The sequence below is a fragment of the Shinella sp. genome (assembly GCF_049651085.1).
In the GTDB taxonomy this organism is placed as follows: domain Bacteria; phylum Pseudomonadota; class Alphaproteobacteria; order Rhizobiales; family Rhizobiaceae; genus Shinella.
In genome coordinates this window covers 273006-290648 of sequence record NZ_JBASBL010000022.1, presented here as the reverse complement: position 1 = coordinate 290648, position 17643 = coordinate 273006, and the positions used below count along the sequence as shown (strand labels likewise).

The window sequence follows — 17643 nt, the reverse complement described above, 5'->3', positions numbered from 1 at the left end:
TTGTGCCTGCGCAAAGAAGGCCGAGGAACCTCGCGCTAGAAAACATCCATGGCGACGATAGATGACATGGGCACTGCGGTTCCTGAAACGGAGAACGGGCAAGCCGATTCCCTTCTGCTCTGGATTCTGGTGTGGAGCGAACTTGCGGCCTTCGGTGCGCTGCTTGTCGCCTTCCTGGTGACGACAGTTCTGGATACCGGTGGCGCAACGCTCCTGCGCTCGCATCTTCATCCGGGGCTTGCCGCCCTCAATACGGTGCTTCTCGTCCTGAGTGGCTGGCTGGCCGCGCTTGCGGTGCGCCGCGAGGGGAATGCGGTCCGCCGCCCGCTCGTACTTGCGGCGCTGTTCGGTTTCGCCTTCGCGGCCGTCAAGGCCATCGAATATACCGTCGAGGTCCGTTCCGGCATCGGCGGGGTCGGAACGCTCGCGGAGCTCTATTTCCTCATCACCGGCTTCCACCTGCTGCATGTCCTGTTCGGCGCCGGCATTCTCCTTCTCGTCGCCTGGCGCCCCTCGCGGGCGAATGTCGTGATGATCGCCACGCTCTGGCACGCGATCGATCTCGTCTGGCTCGTGATGTTCCCGATCGTCTATCTCACCTGAGGCACGCCATGACCCGACAGGCCCGCGAACAGTTCATCGCCACGCTCGCCATCGTGCTGACGCTCGCGATAGGCGGCGCTTTTGTCGGCGGGCTCAGCGGCGGGCTGCTGGTGCCGATCGCCGCCGTCCTTGTCATGGCCTATGCCAAGGGGCGTCTTGTCATCCTCGATTTCATGGAACTTCGCCCGAGCCGCAGCGTCCTGCGCTCCGCGCTGCTTGCCTGGCCGGCCGCGCTGCTGTCGCTCGGCCTTGCGCGCACCGTCGTCGTCGCGCTGATCGGCTGACAACCGCCGCGCTCTTTGCCAATGCGCAAAGAAGGCTTTTCCCCCACCGCTAGAACGAGGACGTTCCGCATTGCCGGCGAGGGGATCGTCGGCAAACCAGTCAGCGGGATTTGGCGCCGGGCCCCTGGGGTTTCGGCAAGGGAAAGGACCATGGGATGGCAGAGCGCCTAACCAAGACCGGGGCCCGCAACGTCTTCTATGGCGGGTCTATCTTCTTCTTCGCGATCTTCGTGGGGCTAACGGCCCACAGTCACTATTTTATCAAAACCACCTCCACAGACGAGACGACGCTGACCGATGGCGTCGCACGCGGCAAGCATGTCTGGGAAAAGAACGCCTGCATCAACTGCCATACGCTGCTTGGTGAGGGCGCCTATTTCGCGCCCGAGCTCGGCAATGTCTGGAAGCGCTATGGCGGCGTCGATGACCCGGAGGGCGCGCGCGAGACGCTGAAGGCCTGGATGGCCGCGCAGCCGAGCGGAGCGGAAGGCCGGCGGCAGATGCCGCAGTTCAACCTTACCGAACAGGAACTCGACGATCTCGCCGACTTCCTCGAATGGACGAGCCGGATCCTGACCCAGAACTGGCCGCCGAACGAAGCCGGCTGACGGACAAGCGTTGAGGAGAAAAAACATGAAATATCAAACGCAAAAGGTCGCAATGCTGTATTTCTACGGCGCGCTCGGCCTCTTCCTCGCCCAGGTGCTCTTCGGAGTCGTGGCCGGCCTGATCTATGTTATGCCGAACACGCTTTCCGAACTCCTGCCCTTCAACATCGTGCGCATGATCCACACCAACGCGCTCGTCGTCTGGCTGCTCATGGGCTTCATGGGCGCAACCTACTACATGATCCCGGAGGAGACCGAGACGGAGCTATACAGCCCGAAACTCGCCGTTCTCCAGTTCTGGCTGTTCTTCGTGGCGGCGGGCCTTACGGTCGTCGGCTACATGTTCCGCATCCACGAGGGGCGCGAATTCCTCGAGCAGACCTTCATCGCCAAGGTCGGCATCGTCGTCGTCGTGCTGATGTTCCTGTTCAACATCACCATGACGGCGCTGAAGGGTCGCAAGACCACCGTCATCAACATCCTGCTCTTCGGCCTGTGGGGCCTGGCGATCTTCTTCCTCTTCGCCTTCTACAACCCGATCAACCTGGCGCTCGACAAGTTGTACTGGTGGTACGTCATCCACCTGTGGGTCGAGGGCGTCTGGGAACTGATCATGGCCTCCGTGCTCGCCTTCCTGATGATCAAGCTCAATGGTATCGACCGCGAGGTCGTGGAAAAATGGCTCTACGTCATCGTCGGCCTTGCGCTGTTCTCGGGCATCCTCGGAACGGGCCACCACTACTACTGGATCGGCGCCCCGGGCTACTGGCAGTGGATCGGCTCGCTGTTCTCGACGCTGGAAGTCGCACCCTTCTTCACCATGGTCATCTTCACCTTCGTGATGACCTGGAAGGCCGGGCGCAACCATCCGAACAAGGCGGCGCTGCTCTGGTCGATCGGCTGCTCGGTCATGGCATTCTTCGGCGCGGGCGTCTGGGGCTTCCTGCACACGCTGTCGTCGGTGAATTACTATACCCACGGCACGCAGGTCACCGCAGCGCATGGCCACCTCGCCTTCTTCGGCGCCTATGTGATGCTGAACCTTGCCATCATGGCCTATGCCATCCCGGAAATCCGCGGTCGCGCGCCCTATAACCAGTGGCTCTCGATCGCCAGCTTCTGGATCATGTGCACGGCGATGTCGGTCATGACCTTCGCGCTCACCTTCGCCGGTGTCGTGCAGGTCCACCTGCAGCGCGTGCTCGGCGAGAACTTCATGGACGTGCAGGACCAGCTTGCCCTGTTCTACTGGGTTCGCCTCGGCTCGGGCGCCGTCGTCCTCGTCTCGGCGCTGATGTTCATCTGGGCCGTGCTCGTGCCGGGCCGGGAACGGCGCGACAGCCTCACGCAGCTGGTCCAGCCGGCCGAGTGAGCGCTGGCCGGCCCCGTCATCCCACGGGGCCGGCTCCCTCTTTCCAGACATTCGTGGAGACCGAAATGAACGTCATGCTCAAGACCGCACGCGCCGACATTCCCGCCTACAGCCCTTCCGGCAATGAATGCGCCCTGTTCGAAACGGCCTGGACCCGCCAGCTGCCGTTGCTGCTGAAAGGCCCGACAGGTTGCGGCAAGACCCGCTTCGTCAGCCACATGGCCGCAAAGCTCGGCCTTCCCCTTTCGACCGTCTCCTGCCACGACGACCTGTCGGCGGCCGACCTTACCGGCCGCTACCTGCTCAAGGGCGGCGACACGGTCTGGGTCGACGGCCCGCTGACACGCGCGGTGCGCGAAGGGGGCGTGTGCTATCTCGACGAGATCGTCGAGGCCCGCAAGGATGTCGCCGTGGTGCTGCATCCACTCACCGACGACCGGCGCATCCTGCCGCTGGAGCGCACCGGCGAAGTGCTGGAGGCCCCGGCCGGCTTCATGCTCGTCGTCTCCTACAATCCCGGCTACCAGAACCTCCTCAAGGCGCTGAAACCCTCCACGCGCCAGCGCTTCGTCGCCATCGAGTTCGACTTTTTGCCGAAGGCAGCGGAGATCGCCGTCGTCGCCACGGAAAGCGGCCTCGACGAGGGGCGCGTCGCGCCGCTGGTCGATCTCGCCCACCGGCTCAGGGCGCTGAAGGGTCACGATCTGGAAGAGGGGGTCTCCACCCGTCTCCTCGTCTATTGCGCCTGCCTCATCGACAGCGGCATGACGATGCGCGAAGCCGTGCGCGCCGCCATGATCGAACCGCTTACCGACGAGCCGGATGTCAGGATCGCGCTCCTTGAAGTCGCCGACGCCATGATCCGCTGAGGCCGCCATGCTGGATTTTCTGGAGTTCGAGGAAACCGTCGGCCGGGCATGGCACCGGCTCGTCGGCAACACGGCCACCTGGCCACGCCATCCGGACCATGCCGTCCGGCTGGAAGACGTTCGACCGGTGCTCGCCGTCTGCTTCCGTGGTTTTGGCGGGGAGGGGGCAGTGCAGATCGCCCCGGCACGCGGGCGCACCTCGACGCACCGCCTCCGGCTGCGCCAGCGCATGGGGCTCGGCGAGGAAAAGCTGGTGCAGCCCGGTCGCGACCATGCAACGCTGATGCTTCCGGGGGAAATCGCTCTCTTCCCGGACCGTGGCCTCAACCTGGACCTCTATGTCTGGTTGGCCGCCGCCATGGCTGTCATGCCGCTCGATGAGGTTACCCACCGCGATCCGCTTCAGCGCGACCTTGCCATCCTGGCGCGGGCGGAGGCGACGGCGACGGCGGTTCTGGCCGCCTTTCCGGGGCTCGTCCGACGCTACAAGCGGCTTTGCGCCGCAACGGCCGAGGCGCGCAGCCGCCGCCCGCTGCCATCCATCGAGCGCCATGTCGAGAACCGTGTCCTCAGCCTCCTGAAGAAGGGGGCAGGGCTTGCAGACAATACGCTGCCGGTCATCTTCCCGCACCGCGCGCCACCCGGCTATCTGCCCATGCTGCCCGTGCCGCTCTGGCCGGATGCGCTGCTGCGCGAAGAAAGCGATGAGCGCGGGGAAGAAGACCAGCCGGTAACCGGCGGTGATCCGATGGCGGCGGAAACCGGCAGGCACGTCGCGCTGCGCGAGAAGGCGGAAAATCGCAAGAGCGAGCGCAGCCCCTTCATTCTCAACCGCTTCGAGAAGATCCTCGCCATGGCCGAGATGGTCAATGTCGACCGCCCCGGCGACGACAGCGACGATCACGATTCCAGCGCCGCCGACGAACTGGACGACATGACGCTGGGCGAGCGCAAGGGGCGGCCCGCCGCGCGCTTCCATTTCGATCTCGACCTGCCGCCGGAAGCCCTCGACCGTACGCGGCTGACCGGCGAATATACCTATCCGGAATGGGATTACCGCACGGCAACCTACCTGCCGGACCATTGCCGGGTGCTTGCCTCCCCGGCACCCGACACTGCCGAAGTGTGCGAGGCCGCCCCCGACACGAAGAGCCTCATCCGGCGGGTGCGCCGTCAATTCGAGGTGCTGCGCCCGCGCCATGAAATGCTGCGCGCGCAACTCGACGGAGCGGAACTCGATCTCGATGCTGTGGTGCGGGCGCGCAGCGACCTTGCCGCCGGCGGGCAGGGCAGCGACCGCATCCACCTGATGAGCCGGCCGCAGGCGCACGACCTTGCGGTGACCATCCTCGTGGACGTGTCGCTCTCCACCGATGCCTGGTTCGACAATCGCCGGGTGCTGGACGTGGAGAAGGAGGCGCTGACGGTGCTTGCCCACGGGCTTGCCGCCTGCGGCGACCGGCACTCGATCCTCACCTTCACCTCGCGCCGCCGCTCCTGGGTGCGCGTCGAGACGGTCAAGGATTTTGGCGAGCCTATGGGGCACGGCGTCGAGGCGCGCATCGCCGCGCTGAAGCCCGGCTTCTACACCCGCATCGGCCCGGCGATCCGCCATGCGGCGGCAAAACTGCGTGAACAGCCGAACCGCCGCAAGCTGCTGCTGCTGCTCACCGACGGCAAGCCGAACGACGTCGACCATTACGAAGGCCGCTTCGCGCTGGAAGACAGCCGCCGTGCCGTCATGGAAGCGCGCCGCACGGGTGTCAGCATATTCGGCGTGACGGTCGACCGGGAAGCGCAGGCCTATGTGCCGGCCATCTTCGGCCGCAACGGCTATGCCATTGTCAGCAACATCGCCCGGCTGCCTGCGGCGCTGCCGGCGATCTATCGTGGTCTTGTGGGATAGAGGGCCCAAGATCGCGAGGAAAAGCCCGGCATGCCGCACCATGCCGGGCTTTTCTTGTCCTCGACGGAAGAGAGTTTACCGGTGGCGCAGGCCGAACAGGTAGCCGATGAAGGCAGCACCGGCGAGGGCGACGAGCGGATTGTCCTGAATGGTCTGGCGCAGGTCATCACGCAACGATTCCGCCTTGGCGACCGCGAGGTTACCCGTGCCTTCCGCGATCAAGCCGGCGGATTCCTTCATCCGGCTGATTTCCAGTTTCAACGCCTCGATCTGCTCGCTGACCGTCGCTTCCGCCGCCGCAATGCGGGCTTCCTCCGAAATGCTTTCGACACCCTCAACGACGCTGGGCGTGCGTTTACCGGTGCTTTTTTCGTCAGCCATGAGCATGTCTCCTGAATTGATGGGAATGGCATGAAGCACAACTTCCGTCGCGCCCATTGGTTCCCGTCGATGATTCAAACTGTGATCCGGCCTGCAATTGACTCTTGCGAAGATTGAGAACAAATAGAGAACACAATTTCTCAAGCTGGAGCCGCCAAATCGATGTCCCCCTCTGCCAATGCCGTTGTTGCCGACCTGCGCGACCGCATCCGGCAATTCGATGGCCGGGCCCTGCGAGACCGGGCGGTGCTGCCCTTCGGCGTACCGGAAATCGACGAGCGGTTGCCCGGCGGCGGGCTGGCGCTTGCCAGCCTGCATGAGGTCTGCGGCGGCGGCAACGATGCCGTCGAGGGCGCGGCCGCCATGCTTTTTGCCGCCGGTATCGCGGCGCGCACCAAGGGGCAGGTGCTCTGGTGCCTGACACGGCCTGATCTCTTCGCCCCGGCCATGATGCAGGCGGGACTTGCCCCCGGCCGCGTCATTTATGTGGAAGCGGGCGACGAGAAGAGCCTGCTCCTCTGTTTCGAGGAGGGGCTGCGCCATGGCGGGCTCGGCGCGGTGGTGGCGGAGGTCGCGCGCCTGTCGATGACCGCATCGCGGCGCCTGCAACTTGCCGCCGAGGCCGGCGGTACGCTCGGCATCGCCCTGCGCCGCTTCCGCCACAGGCGGGAGGCGGATGCCTTCATGCTGCCATCCGCCGCCGTGACGCGCTGGCGGGTTTCCATGCGTCCGTCCGCGCCGCTTCCGGTGCCCGGCATCGGCCGGGCGCAATGGCTGTTGGAACTCACCCGTTGCCGTTCCGGCGAGACGGCGGAATTCGAAGTGGAGGCATCCGATGCCGAGGGTCGTATCGCTTTTTCTTCCCGGCTGGCCGATCGATCGCCTGAGGCGGGCTCTTGGCGCCGCGGCGCCTCCGCCTGACCGGCGGCTCGTTCTCGTCGGCAAGGAAGGATCGCGCCGCATCGTGACGGCGGTGAGCAAGCCGGCCGAGCAGGCGGGCCTTCGCGTGGGCATGGCGCTTGCCAAGGCCCATGCGCTGCTGCCCGACGTCGAGACCATGCCTGCCGATCCCGCGGCCGATGCGGCGGCGCTCCAGCGCCTTGCCCTGTGGGCCTTGCAGCACTACGCCCCCATCGTCGCGCCCGATCCGCCCGATGGCCTCGTCATCGACACGACCGGCGCCGACCACCTGCATGGCGGCGAGGAGCGCATGCTGACCGGCCTCGTCAACCGCCTCGCCGCCTCCGGCATTTTCGCCCGCGCGGCCATCGCCGACAGCTGGGGCGCGGCCTATGCCGCCGCGCGTTTTCTCGCCGATCCCGTATGCGTCATTCCGCCCGGAGCATCCGCCGAAACCGTCGCGGCCTTGCCCATCCCGGGGCTGCGGATTTCACCGGAAACCGTGACGGGCCTGCATGTGCTGGGCTTTACCACGATCGGCGACGTGCTCGCCGTACCGCGCGCGCCGCTCGTGTTGCGCTTCGGTCCGCTCCTCGGCCGCAGGCTCGATCAGCTGCATGGAACCATATCCGAGCCCGTCGATCCGCTGCGCGACCCGGAACTCGCCACGGTCCGCAAGGTCTTCGGCGAGCCGATCGGCGCACCGGAAACCATCGCGCGCTATACGGCCAGCCTCGTGCGCGATCTCTGCCAGGCGCTGGAAAAACGCGGTCTCGGTGCGCGCCGGCTCGACCTTCTCTTCCACCGCGTCGACAATTCCCTGCAGGCAATCCGCGTCGGCACGGCGCGCGCCGTGCGCGATGAAGAACGGCTCGTCCGGCTCCTGCACGACCGGATCGAGACTATCGACCCCGGTTTCGGCATAGAGATCATGGACCTGACCGCGACGCTTGCCGAACCGCTCGTCCTGCAACAGGCGGTTTCCTCGCTGATTGAGGAGGAGACCGCCGATATTGCCGGCCTCCTCGACGTGATCGCCAACCGCATCGGCGCGCGCCGGCTCTATCGCCTCGCGCCCGTCGAAAGCGACGTGCCGGAACGCTCCTTCCACCGTATCGAACCGCTCGCCTCGGATGACGGCGCCACCTGGCAGGACCGCTGGCCACGCCCCGCGCGCCTGCTTGCCCGGCCGGAGCCGATCGAGGTCATGGCGCTCCTGCCTGACCATCCGCCCGCCTCCTTCACATGGCGCGGCGTGCGGCGGCTGGTGAAGCGGGCGGACGGCCCGGAACGCATCTTCGGTGAATGGTGGAAGCGCGATGCGGAACTGGCCGCCGTGCGCGATTACTTTCAGGTCGAGGATGCCGGGGGCGAACGGTTCTGGCTCTTCCGTTCGGGCGGCGAGGCCGAGGCGGCCAGCGGACTCGGCCGCTGGTTCCTGCATGGGATTTTCGCATGAAACCGCGCTATGCCGAGCTTCAGGTCACCTCCCATTTCTCGTTCCTGCGCGGGGCGAGCAGTTGCGCCGAACTGGTCGCCCAGGCCGGCGCGCTCGGCATCGAGGCGCTGGCCGTCGTCGACCGGAACAGCCTTGCCGGCATCGTTCAGGCGCATAAGGCCGTGAAGGAACTGCCGGAGGTCAATGTGCGCCTCGTTGTCGGCTGCCGGCTGGATCTTGTCGACGGCATGTCGCTGCTCGTCTACCCGACCGATCGCGACGCCTATGCCCGCCTCTGCCGCTTGCTGACCATCGGCAAGAAGAGGGCAGGCAAGGGAAAGTGCCACCTCGACTGGGCCGATGTCGTCGAATGGAACGAGGGCCTCATCGCCGTGCTGGTGCCCGACGAGGCGGATGACGTGACCGCCTTCCATCTGCGCCGTCTCCGCGAGACCTTCCGCGACCGCAGCTACCTCGCCCTCACGCTGCGCCGCCGGCCGAACGACCAGCTCCGCCTCTTCGATCTTTCCAACCTCGCGGTGCAATACCGCGTGCCCACCGTCGTTACCAATGACGTGCTCTATCACGAACCCGGACGGCGCATGTTGCAGGACATCGTCACCTGCATCCGCAACAATGTCGTCATCGACAATGCCGGTTTCCTGCGCGAACGCCACGCCGACCGCTACCTGAAGCCGCCGGAGGAAATGCACCGGCTTTTCACCCGCTACCCGGAGGCGCTTGCCCGCACGCGGGAAATCGTGGAGCGCTGCCGCTTCTCGCTCGACGAGCTGCAATATCAATACCCGGACGAGAAGGAATATGCGCATCTCACGCCGCAGGAGGCGCTGGAGAAACATACGTGGGAGGGGGCGGCCGAGCGATATCCGGATGGCATACCGGATCGGGTTCGTGGCAAGCTAAACCATGAACTAAAACTCATCGCGCATATGAAGTACGCCCCATACTTCCTCACCGTGCGATCGATCGTAAATTATGCCCGTTCCATCGACATTCTCTGCCAGGGCAGGGGATCAGCGGCCAACAGCGCAGTCTGCTACGTTCTTGGGATTACCTCCATTAGCCCCATGGTGAACGGCCTTCTCTTCGAGCGCTTCGTCTCTGAACAGCGCGGCGAGCCGCCCGATATTGACGTCGACTTCGAGCACGAGCGCCGGGAGGAAGTGATCCAATGGATCTACAAGACCTATGGACAGGACCGGTCAGCGCTCTGCGCCACCGTCATCCGCTACCGCTCGCGCGCGGCCATGCGCGATGTCGGCCGGGCGCTAGGCATGCCGGAGGACGTGCTGAAGGCATTGTCCTCGCAGGTCTGGGGCTGGTCCAACGATGTTCCGCAAAACCATGCCGGATCGGCAGGCCTCAATGTGGATGACCGGCGCATAAAGCTGCTGTTCGAACTGGCCCGCCAGTTGATCGGTGCGCCCCGCCATCTTTCGCAGCATCCCGGCGGCTTCGTGCTGACGCGTGACCGGCTGGACGATCTCGTGCCCATCGAACCCGCAGCCATGGACGGCCGGCAGGTGATCGAATGGGACAAGGACGACATCGAATCCCTGCGCTTCATGAAGGTGGACGTGCTGGCGCTCGGCATGCTCACCTGCATGCGCCGCGCCTTCGACTTCCTGAAGGAGCACAAGAACGAAAGCCGCACGCTCGCCAACATCCCCCAAGAGGACAAGCCGACCTATGATATGATCTCGAAGGCCGACACAATCGGCACGTTCCAGATCGAAAGTCGGGCGCAGATGTCCATGCTGCCGCGCCTCAAGCCGAAGGAACTTTACGACATCGTCATTCAGGTAGCGATCGTGCGGCCGGGACCGATACAGGGCGACATGGTACACCCCTATCTGCGGCGGCGGCAGGGGCTTGAAACGGTCGAATATCCCAAACCGGAATTCGAGATGGTCCTGAAGCGAACGCTTGGCGTGCCCTTGTTCCAGGAACAGGCGATGCAGGTGGCGATCGAATGCGCCGGATTCACGCCGGGTCGGGCCGACCAGTTGCGCCGGGCGATGGCAACCTTCAAGCACACAGGCGGCGTGGACAAATTTCGGGACGAACTGCGAGAGGGCATGGTCGAAAGAGGCTATGCCCGGGAATTCGCCGAACGCATGTGCCGCCAGCTCGAAGGCTTCGGCTCCTACGGCTTCCCGGAAAGCCATGCCTACAGTTTCGCCATCATCGCCTATGCTTCGGCCTGGATGAAATGCCGCCACCCGGACGTCTTCTGCGCGGCCCTGCTCAATTCCCAGCCGATGGGTTTCTACGCGCCGGCGCAGATCGTGCGCGATGCGCGCGAGCATGGGGTGGAGGTGCGGCCGGTCTGCATCAATGAAAGTCGTTGGGATTGCACGCTGGAGCCGACGCAGGAACCGGGACTCTTTGCCGTCCGCCTCGGGCTGCGGATGGTGAAGGGGCTCGGCAACAAGGAGGCGGGCAAGCTCGTCGCGCCCCGAGGGGAGGAGCCCTTCGCCTCCATCGACGATTTCTGGCGTCGCTCTGGGCTTGCAGCCGAGACGCTGGTGCGGCTTGCGGAGGCGGACGCTTTCCTGCCCTCGCTCGGCCTTTCGCGCCGCGAGGCGCTCTGGGCGATCCGCGGCCTTCGGGACGAGCCCTTGCCGCTCTTCACGGCGGCGGCGGAGCGGGAGGCGACGCTCGTTCCGGAACTGAGCGAGCCCGTTGTGGCTCTGCGCCCCATGGCGGCGGGCGGCGAAGTGGTGGAAGATTACGGCCATGTCGGCCTGACGCTCCGGGCGCATCCGGTCAGCTTCCTGCGGGAAAGTCTCACGCGCCGCCGCATCCTCACCTGCGCCGAGGCGACACGGCTCAAGGATCGCCAGAAGGTCGAGACAGCCGGCATCGTGCTTGTGCGTCAGCAACCGGGCTCAGCCAAGGGCGTCATCTTCGTGACGATGGAGGACGAGACGGGCATCGCCAATCTCGTCGTCTGGCGCAAGGTCTTCCTCGCCTACCGCGCCATCGTGATGGGCGCGCCGATGATCGGCGTCAAAGGCTATGTCCAGCGGGAGGGCGAGGTGGTGCATATCGTCGTGCAGCACCTCGCCGATCTCTCCGCGGACTTTTCCAGCATCGGCCGGCGCGGCGGCGTTCCGGGACAGAAGGACGCGGGTCATCTCGAGACGATCCGCGTCAAATCCCGTGACTTCCATTGATTTCTTGAAGTTTTACATGAAGTCGCGAGGGATCGCCTTCTCGAAGCACTTCTCGAAGATCTGCACCTCGCCCTCGAAGGCGCGGATGGAGGCGGAGACCAGCCAGTCCGTTGCCGTGCAGGCGATGGTCGCCCTCGCAACCGTGCGCACGAACCAGCCTGAGCGCTGCAGATCGCAGGTCCAGGCCGCCGTGCCGGTCATCGATAGCGGATCGTTCCCGGCGATAGACCAGAGTTCGTCACGCACCTGCCGCGTGGCAAGCCCCGTGCCGGGATGTTCGGTAAGTCCGGTATCCTCGTAGATCGAATATTCGGTCAGGCCGTTCGTCAGGTCACGCTCCACGCCGCGCGCCGTCTCGCCCGGCGTCAGCGTCGTATATTGCGGCAGCGGATCGGGATTTTCCGGCTCGGGCAGGGAAACCACCCGGTGCGTGCCGAGCCTTGGCAGGGAAAGGGTGAGCGAAGCGAGGTCGATCGTCACGCCGGCATCCACCGGCGGCGGCAGCACCATCGGCCAGTAGGCAGTCGAGAGCGACAGGCGGATGCGGTGACCCGGCCGGAAGCGATAGCCCATCGCATCAAGCACGAGGCGGATGCGGGTCTTGCGGCCTACGGGCATGGCTTTCGGTTCGGCATTGCCGTCCCGATGCGCAAGATTCACGACACCGAAGGTGACACGCGTCGCCGTACCGTCCGGATGAATATCGACGAGGCGGGCGCAGAGATTGCCGATGTCCGCATCCGTCGCAAGATCGAGTTCCAGCACGGGCTGGCCGAGAAAATCCTGCGCCTCACTGAGCGGGGCCGTCTCGATGACCAGCGAGCCGGCATCGTCAAGACGCTGGTCGAGTGCCATTTCCGCATCCGGCTTCAGCGTGAACCACTCGCCGGCCATGGTGCCGGTATCCAGCGGCGACTTGAGGTAGCGTTCGTTGCCGGAAGCGCCGGCAAGCGGCATGCCGGAGGCGAGCGCCCCCGATTGCTCGACATGGAAAGGCGCCATTTCGGGCGTCTCCCAGCTGTCCTTGGCGATCCAGAAACCCGGATCAAATTCACGGCGCAGCGACGGGCGGGCGGCATCCTGGATATAGGCCCGCACCTGCGGGATCTTTTCCGCGCCGTTCTCCTCGCCGCGCAGCCAGCGGTTCCACCAGGCGATGGCCTCGGCATGGAAATCCATGCGGGGCTTCGGCCAGGCGAAATGCGGATATTTGTGAACCCACGGCCCGATGAGAGCCTTCGCCTTGCCCCCGATCCCTTCGACAGCCTTCAGCGGCGTGCTGCGATAGCCATCCGCCCAACCGGCAATGACGAGGGCGGGGATGGAGAAATCGTCGAAATCCTCGCAGATCGAGCCATGCTTCCAGAAGTCGTCGCGGCGCTGGTGCTGCAGCCATTCCTCCATGAAGAAGGGCTCGTTTTCCAGCCGCTCCAGCCACATGTCCTTCCAGCGGTCGCCGACGATCTCAGGGTCCGGCGAACGGGACTGGTAGGCCAGCATGGTCGCGGCCCAGGAGAGCTGGGCGGAAAGATGCGTGCCGTTCTTGTAGTGGATGTCGTCGTTGTAGCGATCGACCGTGGAGGCGATGGAAATGACCGCCTTCAGCGCCGGCGGCTTGAGGGCGGCGGCCTGCAGGCAGTTGAAGCCGCCCCAGGAAATGCCCATCATGCCGACCGAGCCGTTCGACCAGGACTGCGCGGCGATCCACTCGATGAGTTCGCAGGCATTCGCCAGTTCCAGCCGCGTGTATTCGCCGTCGATCACCCCGTCGGATTCGCCCGAACCGCGGATATCGACGCGCACCCCGGCAATGCCGGCGGCGGCGAAGACGGGATAGGTCGATTCATCGCGCAGGCACGTGCCGTCGCGCTTGCGATAGGGCAGGAATTCGAGCACGGCGGGCACCGGATTCCGATCCGTCCCCTCCGGCATCCAGATGCGGGCGGCAAGCCGCGTGCCGTCGGCAAGCGTGATCCATTCGTTTTCGATGACGGTGAAGGCGCGAGACATGGAATAATCCGTTCAGCAGCAAAAGTCGGATTGGACCGGAAGCGGCGCGAAGGGCCGCAACCGGTCATGAACATGGAGGGAGGGTGTCAGGCGTCGAGCCACACCCGGCTGGCGACATAGCCGTTGGAGACGTCGTTGCCGATATCGTGGACATAGCCCTTCACCTGCTTGGTGCAGGCGTTGAGATAGTCGTTGAAGACGGGCAGGATCAGGCCGCCTTCATCACGCACGATGAGCGCCATCGTCCTGTAGAGCTCGCGGCGTTTGGTATCGTCGAGTTCGGCCCTTGCCTGAAGAACCAGCTTGTCGAAATCCGCGCGCTTGAAGCGCGTGTCGTTCCATTCGGCATTCGTGACATAGGACGTCGAGTAGCGCGAATCCTGCGTCGGGCGACCGCCCCAGTAGGAGGCCGCGAACGGCTGGACGTTCCAGACGTTCGTCCAGTAGCCGTCATCCGGCTCGCGCTTGACGTCGATGGCGAGGCCGGCCTTCTTCGCGCTTTCCTGGAAAAGCACCCCGGCATCGACCGCGCCGGGGAAGGCGGCTTCGGCCGTGCGCAGGAGGACCGGGCCGGAATGGCCGGACTTCTTGTAGTGGAAGGCCGCCTTGTCCGGATCGTAGGCGCGCTGCTCGATACCCTCCGGGGCAAGCGCATAGGCCATGTTGACCGGATAGTCGTTGCCGAGCGTGCCGTAGCCGCTGAGCACCCGGTCGAGGATCTCCTGGCGGTCGATGGCATATTTCAGCGCAAGGCGCAGGTCGTTGTTGTCGAAGGGCGCAGTGTCGCAGTGCATCAGGAAGCTGTAGAAGCCCTTGCCGCCGGTCTGGAGGATCTCGACGATCGGTGCGCGCTTCAGCAGCGCGACGGTCTTGGGCTCGACCGAACTGATGAAGTGGACCTGGCCGGACGATAGCGCCGCGATGCGCGCGGTGGTGTCGTTCATGACGATGATTTCGACACTGTCCACGAAACCGCGATCGCTTCGCCAGTCGTTCGGGTTCTTCTCGAACGTGGTGCGCACGCCGGATTCGAAGGACGTCAGCTTGTAGGGGCCCGTGCCGATGGCCGCATTCGGGTTTTCTACGCCGCCGCCCGGCTGGATGATGAGGTGGTAGTCGGACAGGATCAACGGCAGGTCCGCATTGCCTTCGGCAAGCGTGATCACCAGATCGCCGGCCTTGTCCTCGAAGGTCTTAATCGAGCCGAGAAGGCCGAGCGCGCCCGACTTGGAGCCCGTATCCGAATGGCGCTTCAGCGTGGCGAGAACGTCGGCAATGCTCATCGGGCTGCCATCGTGGAACTGCACGCCCTTGCGGATCCTGAAGGTCCATGTCGCGGCATCGGCGGATGCCTCCCAGGATTCGGCAAGCGCCGGCACGGCCACGCCCGTATCGGGATGGGATTCCACCAGCGTATCGCCCCAGCAGCGGCCCGTCACGAAGGCGACGCCGGCGCTGTAACCGGCAGGGTCGAGCGTATCCGTCGCCGCGCCGCCCTTCAGGCCAAGCTTCAGGTGCCCGCCGCGCTTCGGCTCCTGCGCGAGAGCGCGGCCCGGCGCGAAGCTCGTTGCCGTTGCGGCCAACAGCCCGAAGGCGGCGGCGCTGCCGAGGAACTCGCGGCGATTGAGGCCGCTGGCGGATGTTGCATCAGGCTTCCAAATGCGCGTCATGTCGTTGGTTCCCCGTTTCTTGAGTGCCCCGGGACCACCGGAGCCATGGGACAAGTCGTAGCGAACATCGGGCCGGGTGAGAATTTCACGACTTGACGCTTTTTTACGCTGCTTTACGCTCACCTCATCCGGGAGCCAAACATGCAATCGACACCATTCTCGAGCAATCTTCGCCACGCCTGCAGCACCCGAAAGTCGGTATCGGAAATCTGCCGGCAGCTCGGCATCAACCGGCAGCAGTTCAACCGCTATGTGAACGGGGAGGCGGCGCCTTCACCCAACAATCTGGCGCGGATCGCCGCCTTCTTCGGCGTACGCCCGGCCGAATTCTCGCTCGATCCCGTGTCCTTCGAGCAGCGCCTGATGAATGCGGGCGGCGGGTCCTTCGGGGCGGACCTGCTGAGCCCCTGCTTTCCCGGAAACCTGCAATCCCTGCGCCGTCATCTCGGCTATTACCAGACCTATCACGTGTCGCTCTCCTGGCCGGGAATGGTCGTCTGCTCCTGTGCCCGGCTGGACGAGCACGAAGGCGCGGTGCGCGTGAAATCCATCGAGCGCATTCAGGACCGGCCACATGAAATCCGGCAGTTTTCGAAATATGTCGGTCTCGCCTCCTTTCTTCGCGACCGGATATTCATCGTCGAGCGCAGCACCGGGCATGAACCGATGATCGCGCAGACAATCCTGACGCCGTTCGAAACGCACCAGCGCATCTATCTGAAGGGAATGACGCTGGGCGTTTCCTGGCGGAAGCAGAACCTTCCCTATGCATCGCGCGTCATCTGGCGTTACCTCGGCGCCGATACCGACCGGCGTCTGCTGCTTTCCCGATGCGGCGTGCTGCAGCCCAACTCGCGGCAACTTCCCCCGACGGTGCGCGAATTCCTCGACCGGGACGAAAATCCCGCCATCTCCATCCCCTTCAGCGGAACATAGGCTGCACGGCAAGCGCTTGCCCGGCCCGGCAAACTCGCCTACGAAAAAAGAAGAGAGCAGGGAGGGGCACCATGCAACCGAGACAAACAACTGCGCAGGACGCAGCGCGGCACGATGATCCGCAGCGCGCATACAGGGTGCTGGTTGCCGACCTCGTCGGCCTGCGGTTCGATGCGGACGGCGAGCCGGACCCCGGCGAAGTCCGGGCGCATATCGAGAGAGCGGGCGGTTTCTTCCACGTCGGCGCCTACCAGCGCGAGACGCTGCCGGCAGGCATCCATTTCTTCTACCAGCCGGACCTCAGCGCCGAGGCCGAGATCATCGCGCAGACGGCCGATGGCCGCTACGATGCGCTGATCGCCGCCGCGACCTTCATTCCGAAACAGGCGGTCTTCCCGCTTGGCGGCGTGCGCATCGGCGCGGGCACCGGCAATATGGGCTCGGCCTCCTGGGGCGGCGGCAATGGCGAGGGCGGCGTTGCGCCCCTGATGAACACGCCGGGCATCAACAGCCGCGCGACCGCGCAGATGGTGATGAAGGCCGCGCTGAAAGTGACGCCCGACCTGCCGGTCGACCTCCTGCACCAGCGCGTTGCCGCCGGCGATTTCGACACGGGCCGCGATCTCAAATCCTACCCGACTGCCAAGCTGGAAGGCCAGCGAATGGCCGTTCTCGGCTACGGCAATATCGGCCGCGAGGTGGCCAAGCTCGCCCGCGCCTTCGGCATGCAGGTGGTGATCTACGCCCGCCCGAAACACCGGCAATGGATCGAGGCGGAGGGCTTCGCCTTTGCCGAGACACCGCTGGAAGCGGCAGCGGGTGCCGATGTGCTTTCCGTCCATGTCGGGCTCGGGCGGCTTGACGAAGCGACACGCCGCTATGCCAATGCCGGCATTGTCGGTGAGGCGGTGCTGTCGGCGATGAACCACGGTACGGTCGTCGTGAACTACGACCGCGGCGAGGTCGTGGATGCCCCCGCGCTCGACCGGGCGCTTGCCTCGGGTCAGGTGCGTCACGCGGCCATCGATGCGGACCTCTTCAAGAGCGCGACGAGCGGCGTGCTCAGCGGGCCGATGCTGCCCTATCTGAAACTCGCCGAGCGTCATCCTGCAAAACTGGAACTCCTGCCGCATGCCGCGGCCGATACGGACCACCCCTCCCGTGTTGCAGGCGCCTGCCAGGCCGTCGACCAGATCATCGACGTGATCCGCTATCGCCGCGTCACCAATCTCAAGGGCGACCTGCCGGAGACCTATACCGATGGCGGCCCGAAAGCGCCACGCGGCATCGGCCGGGTGACGATCACGACGCTGGCGGCAGCGGCGGTCGATTCGCGCTTCGTCGATTTGCATGCGCTTTCGCGTGAGATCGCCGACACACTCGAAGCCATCGTCGTGGCGGTGGAAGAGGGCATGACGCACCAGCCGGCAAAAGGCGACGTCGCCTCGCTCACCCACCTCCTGCTG

Annotated in this window: 13 protein-coding genes and 1 pseudogene; 11 read left to right on the top strand and 3 right to left on the bottom strand. The window is 65.1% G+C overall.

The window, feature by feature from the left end; all coding sequences use genetic code 11:
* The first annotated feature begins 48 nt into the window (after positions 1–48).
* From WA950_RS15830 to WA950_RS15805, 6 genes are all read left to right on the top strand, one after another.
* Positions 49–603, top strand: coding sequence for a cytochrome c oxidase subunit 3 (locus WA950_RS15830; protein ID WP_424552669.1), 555 nt, complete (start codon positions 49–51; stop codon positions 601–603).
* An 8-nt stretch (positions 604–611) separates the two neighbouring features.
* Positions 612–887, top strand: coding sequence for a cytochrome C oxidase subunit IV family protein (locus WA950_RS15825; RefSeq protein ID WP_424552668.1), 276 nt, complete (start codon positions 612–614; stop codon positions 885–887).
* A gap of 155 nt (positions 888–1042) precedes the next feature.
* Entirely contained in the window at positions 1043–1495 is a 453-nt protein-coding gene (locus WA950_RS15820) for a c-type cytochrome (protein ID WP_424552667.1), read from the top strand.
* Between the two features lie 25 nt (positions 1496–1520).
* Complete coding sequence (locus WA950_RS15815) at positions 1521–2867, top strand: cbb3-type cytochrome c oxidase subunit I (RefSeq protein WP_424552666.1); 1347 nt, start codon at positions 1521–1523, stop codon at positions 2865–2867.
* Between the two features lie 65 nt (positions 2868–2932).
* Positions 2933–3736: a CbbQ/NirQ/NorQ/GpvN family protein gene (locus tag WA950_RS15810; protein WP_424552665.1), complete on the top strand. Its 804-nt coding sequence runs from the start codon at positions 2933–2935 to the stop codon at positions 3734–3736.
* A 7-nt stretch (positions 3737–3743) separates the two neighbouring features.
* Positions 3744–5642, top strand: coding sequence for a nitric oxide reductase activation protein NorD (locus tag WA950_RS15805; protein ID WP_424552664.1), 1899 nt, complete (start codon positions 3744–3746; stop codon positions 5640–5642).
* Positions 5643–5717: 75 nt separating this feature from the next.
* Here WA950_RS15805 and WA950_RS15800 read toward each other — a convergent pair whose 3' ends face one another.
* On the bottom strand, positions 5718–6023 hold the full coding sequence (locus WA950_RS15800) for a hypothetical protein (protein WP_424552663.1): 306 nt from the start codon (positions 6021–6023) through the stop codon (positions 5718–5720).
* A gap of 162 nt (positions 6024–6185) precedes the next feature.
* Between WA950_RS15800 and WA950_RS15795 the strand changes: the two genes are divergently transcribed.
* From WA950_RS15795 to WA950_RS15785, 3 genes are read left to right on the top strand one after another with little or no spacing between them, the layout of a single operon-like run.
* A complete protein-coding gene (locus WA950_RS15795; protein WP_424552662.1) occupies positions 6186–6944 on the top strand; it encodes an ImuA family protein in 759 nt (252 codons plus the stop codon).
* Positions 6859–8382, top strand: coding sequence for a DNA polymerase Y family protein (locus tag WA950_RS15790; RefSeq protein WP_424552661.1), 1524 nt, complete (start codon positions 6859–6861; stop codon positions 8380–8382). Before WA950_RS15795 ends, WA950_RS15790 begins: the two co-directional genes overlap by 86 nt.
* Positions 8379–11561 (top strand): error-prone DNA polymerase, encoded by a 3183-nt coding sequence (locus tag WA950_RS15785; RefSeq protein WP_424552660.1) that lies wholly within the window; start codon positions 8379–8381, stop codon positions 11559–11561. Before WA950_RS15790 ends, WA950_RS15785 begins: the two co-directional genes overlap by 4 nt.
* 12 nt (positions 11562–11573) lie before the next feature.
* On the opposite strand, the gene WA950_RS15780 is transcribed toward WA950_RS15785, so the two are convergent.
* Both WA950_RS15780 and WA950_RS15775 read right to left on the bottom strand, forming a co-directional pair.
* The gene (locus WA950_RS15780) at positions 11574–13571 is read right to left on the bottom strand and encodes a CocE/NonD family hydrolase (RefSeq protein ID WP_424552659.1); all 1998 of its coding nucleotides are present in this window, start codon (positions 13569–13571) and stop codon (positions 11574–11576) included.
* An 86-nt stretch (positions 13572–13657) separates the two neighbouring features.
* On the bottom strand, positions 13658–15241 hold the full coding sequence (locus tag WA950_RS15775; RefSeq protein ID WP_424552658.1) for an ABC transporter substrate-binding protein: 1584 nt from the start codon (positions 15239–15241) through the stop codon (positions 13658–13660).
* A gap of 141 nt (positions 15242–15382) precedes the next feature.
* On the opposite strand from WA950_RS15775, the gene WA950_RS15770 reads away from it, so the two are divergent.
* On the top strand, positions 15383–16177 hold the full coding sequence (locus WA950_RS15770; protein WP_424552657.1) for a helix-turn-helix domain-containing protein: 795 nt from the start codon (positions 15383–15385) through the stop codon (positions 16175–16177).
* Positions 16178–16275: 98 nt separating this feature from the next.
* Positions 16276–17482: pseudogene (locus WA950_RS15765) on the top strand (NAD(P)-dependent oxidoreductase); the annotation flags it as partial.
* Positions 17483–17643: the final 161 nt, after the last annotated feature.

Excerpts from the sequence above, each read along its gene's own strand:
- WA950_RS15830 (WP_424552669.1), top strand. The coding sequence starts at position 49 with ATGGCGACGATAGATGACATGGGCACTGCGGTTCCTGAAACGGAGAAC.
- WA950_RS15825 (WP_424552668.1), top strand. The coding sequence starts at position 612 with ATGACCCGACAGGCCCGCGAACAGTTCATCGCCACGCTCGCCATCGTG.
- WA950_RS15795 (WP_424552662.1), top strand. The coding sequence starts at position 6,186 with ATGTCCCCCTCTGCCAATGCCGTTGTTGCCGACCTGCGCGACCGCATC.
- WA950_RS15770 (WP_424552657.1), top strand. The coding sequence starts at position 15,383 with ATGCAATCGACACCATTCTCGAGCAATCTTCGCCACGCCTGCAGCACC.
- WA950_RS15790 (WP_424552661.1), top strand. The coding sequence starts at position 6,859 with ATGCCGAGGGTCGTATCGCTTTTTCTTCCCGGCTGGCCGATCGATCGC.
- WA950_RS15810 (WP_424552665.1), top strand. The coding sequence starts at position 2,933 with ATGAACGTCATGCTCAAGACCGCACGCGCCGACATTCCCGCCTACAGC.
- WA950_RS15800 (WP_424552663.1), bottom strand. The coding sequence starts at position 6,023 with ATGGCTGACGAAAAAAGCACCGGTAAACGCACGCCCAGCGTCGTTGAG.
- WA950_RS15815 (WP_424552666.1), top strand. The coding sequence starts at position 1,521 with ATGAAATATCAAACGCAAAAGGTCGCAATGCTGTATTTCTACGGCGCG.
- WA950_RS15775 (WP_424552658.1), bottom strand. The coding sequence starts at position 15,241 with ATGACGCGCATTTGGAAGCCTGATGCAACATCCGCCAGCGGCCTCAAT.
- WA950_RS15780 (WP_424552659.1), bottom strand. The coding sequence starts at position 13,571 with ATGTCTCGCGCCTTCACCGTCATCGAAAACGAATGGATCACGCTTGCC.
- WA950_RS15785 (WP_424552660.1), top strand. The coding sequence starts at position 8,379 with ATGAAACCGCGCTATGCCGAGCTTCAGGTCACCTCCCATTTCTCGTTC.
- WA950_RS15820 (WP_424552667.1), top strand. The coding sequence starts at position 1,043 with ATGGCAGAGCGCCTAACCAAGACCGGGGCCCGCAACGTCTTCTATGGC.
- WA950_RS15805 (WP_424552664.1), top strand. The coding sequence starts at position 3,744 with ATGCTGGATTTTCTGGAGTTCGAGGAAACCGTCGGCCGGGCATGGCAC.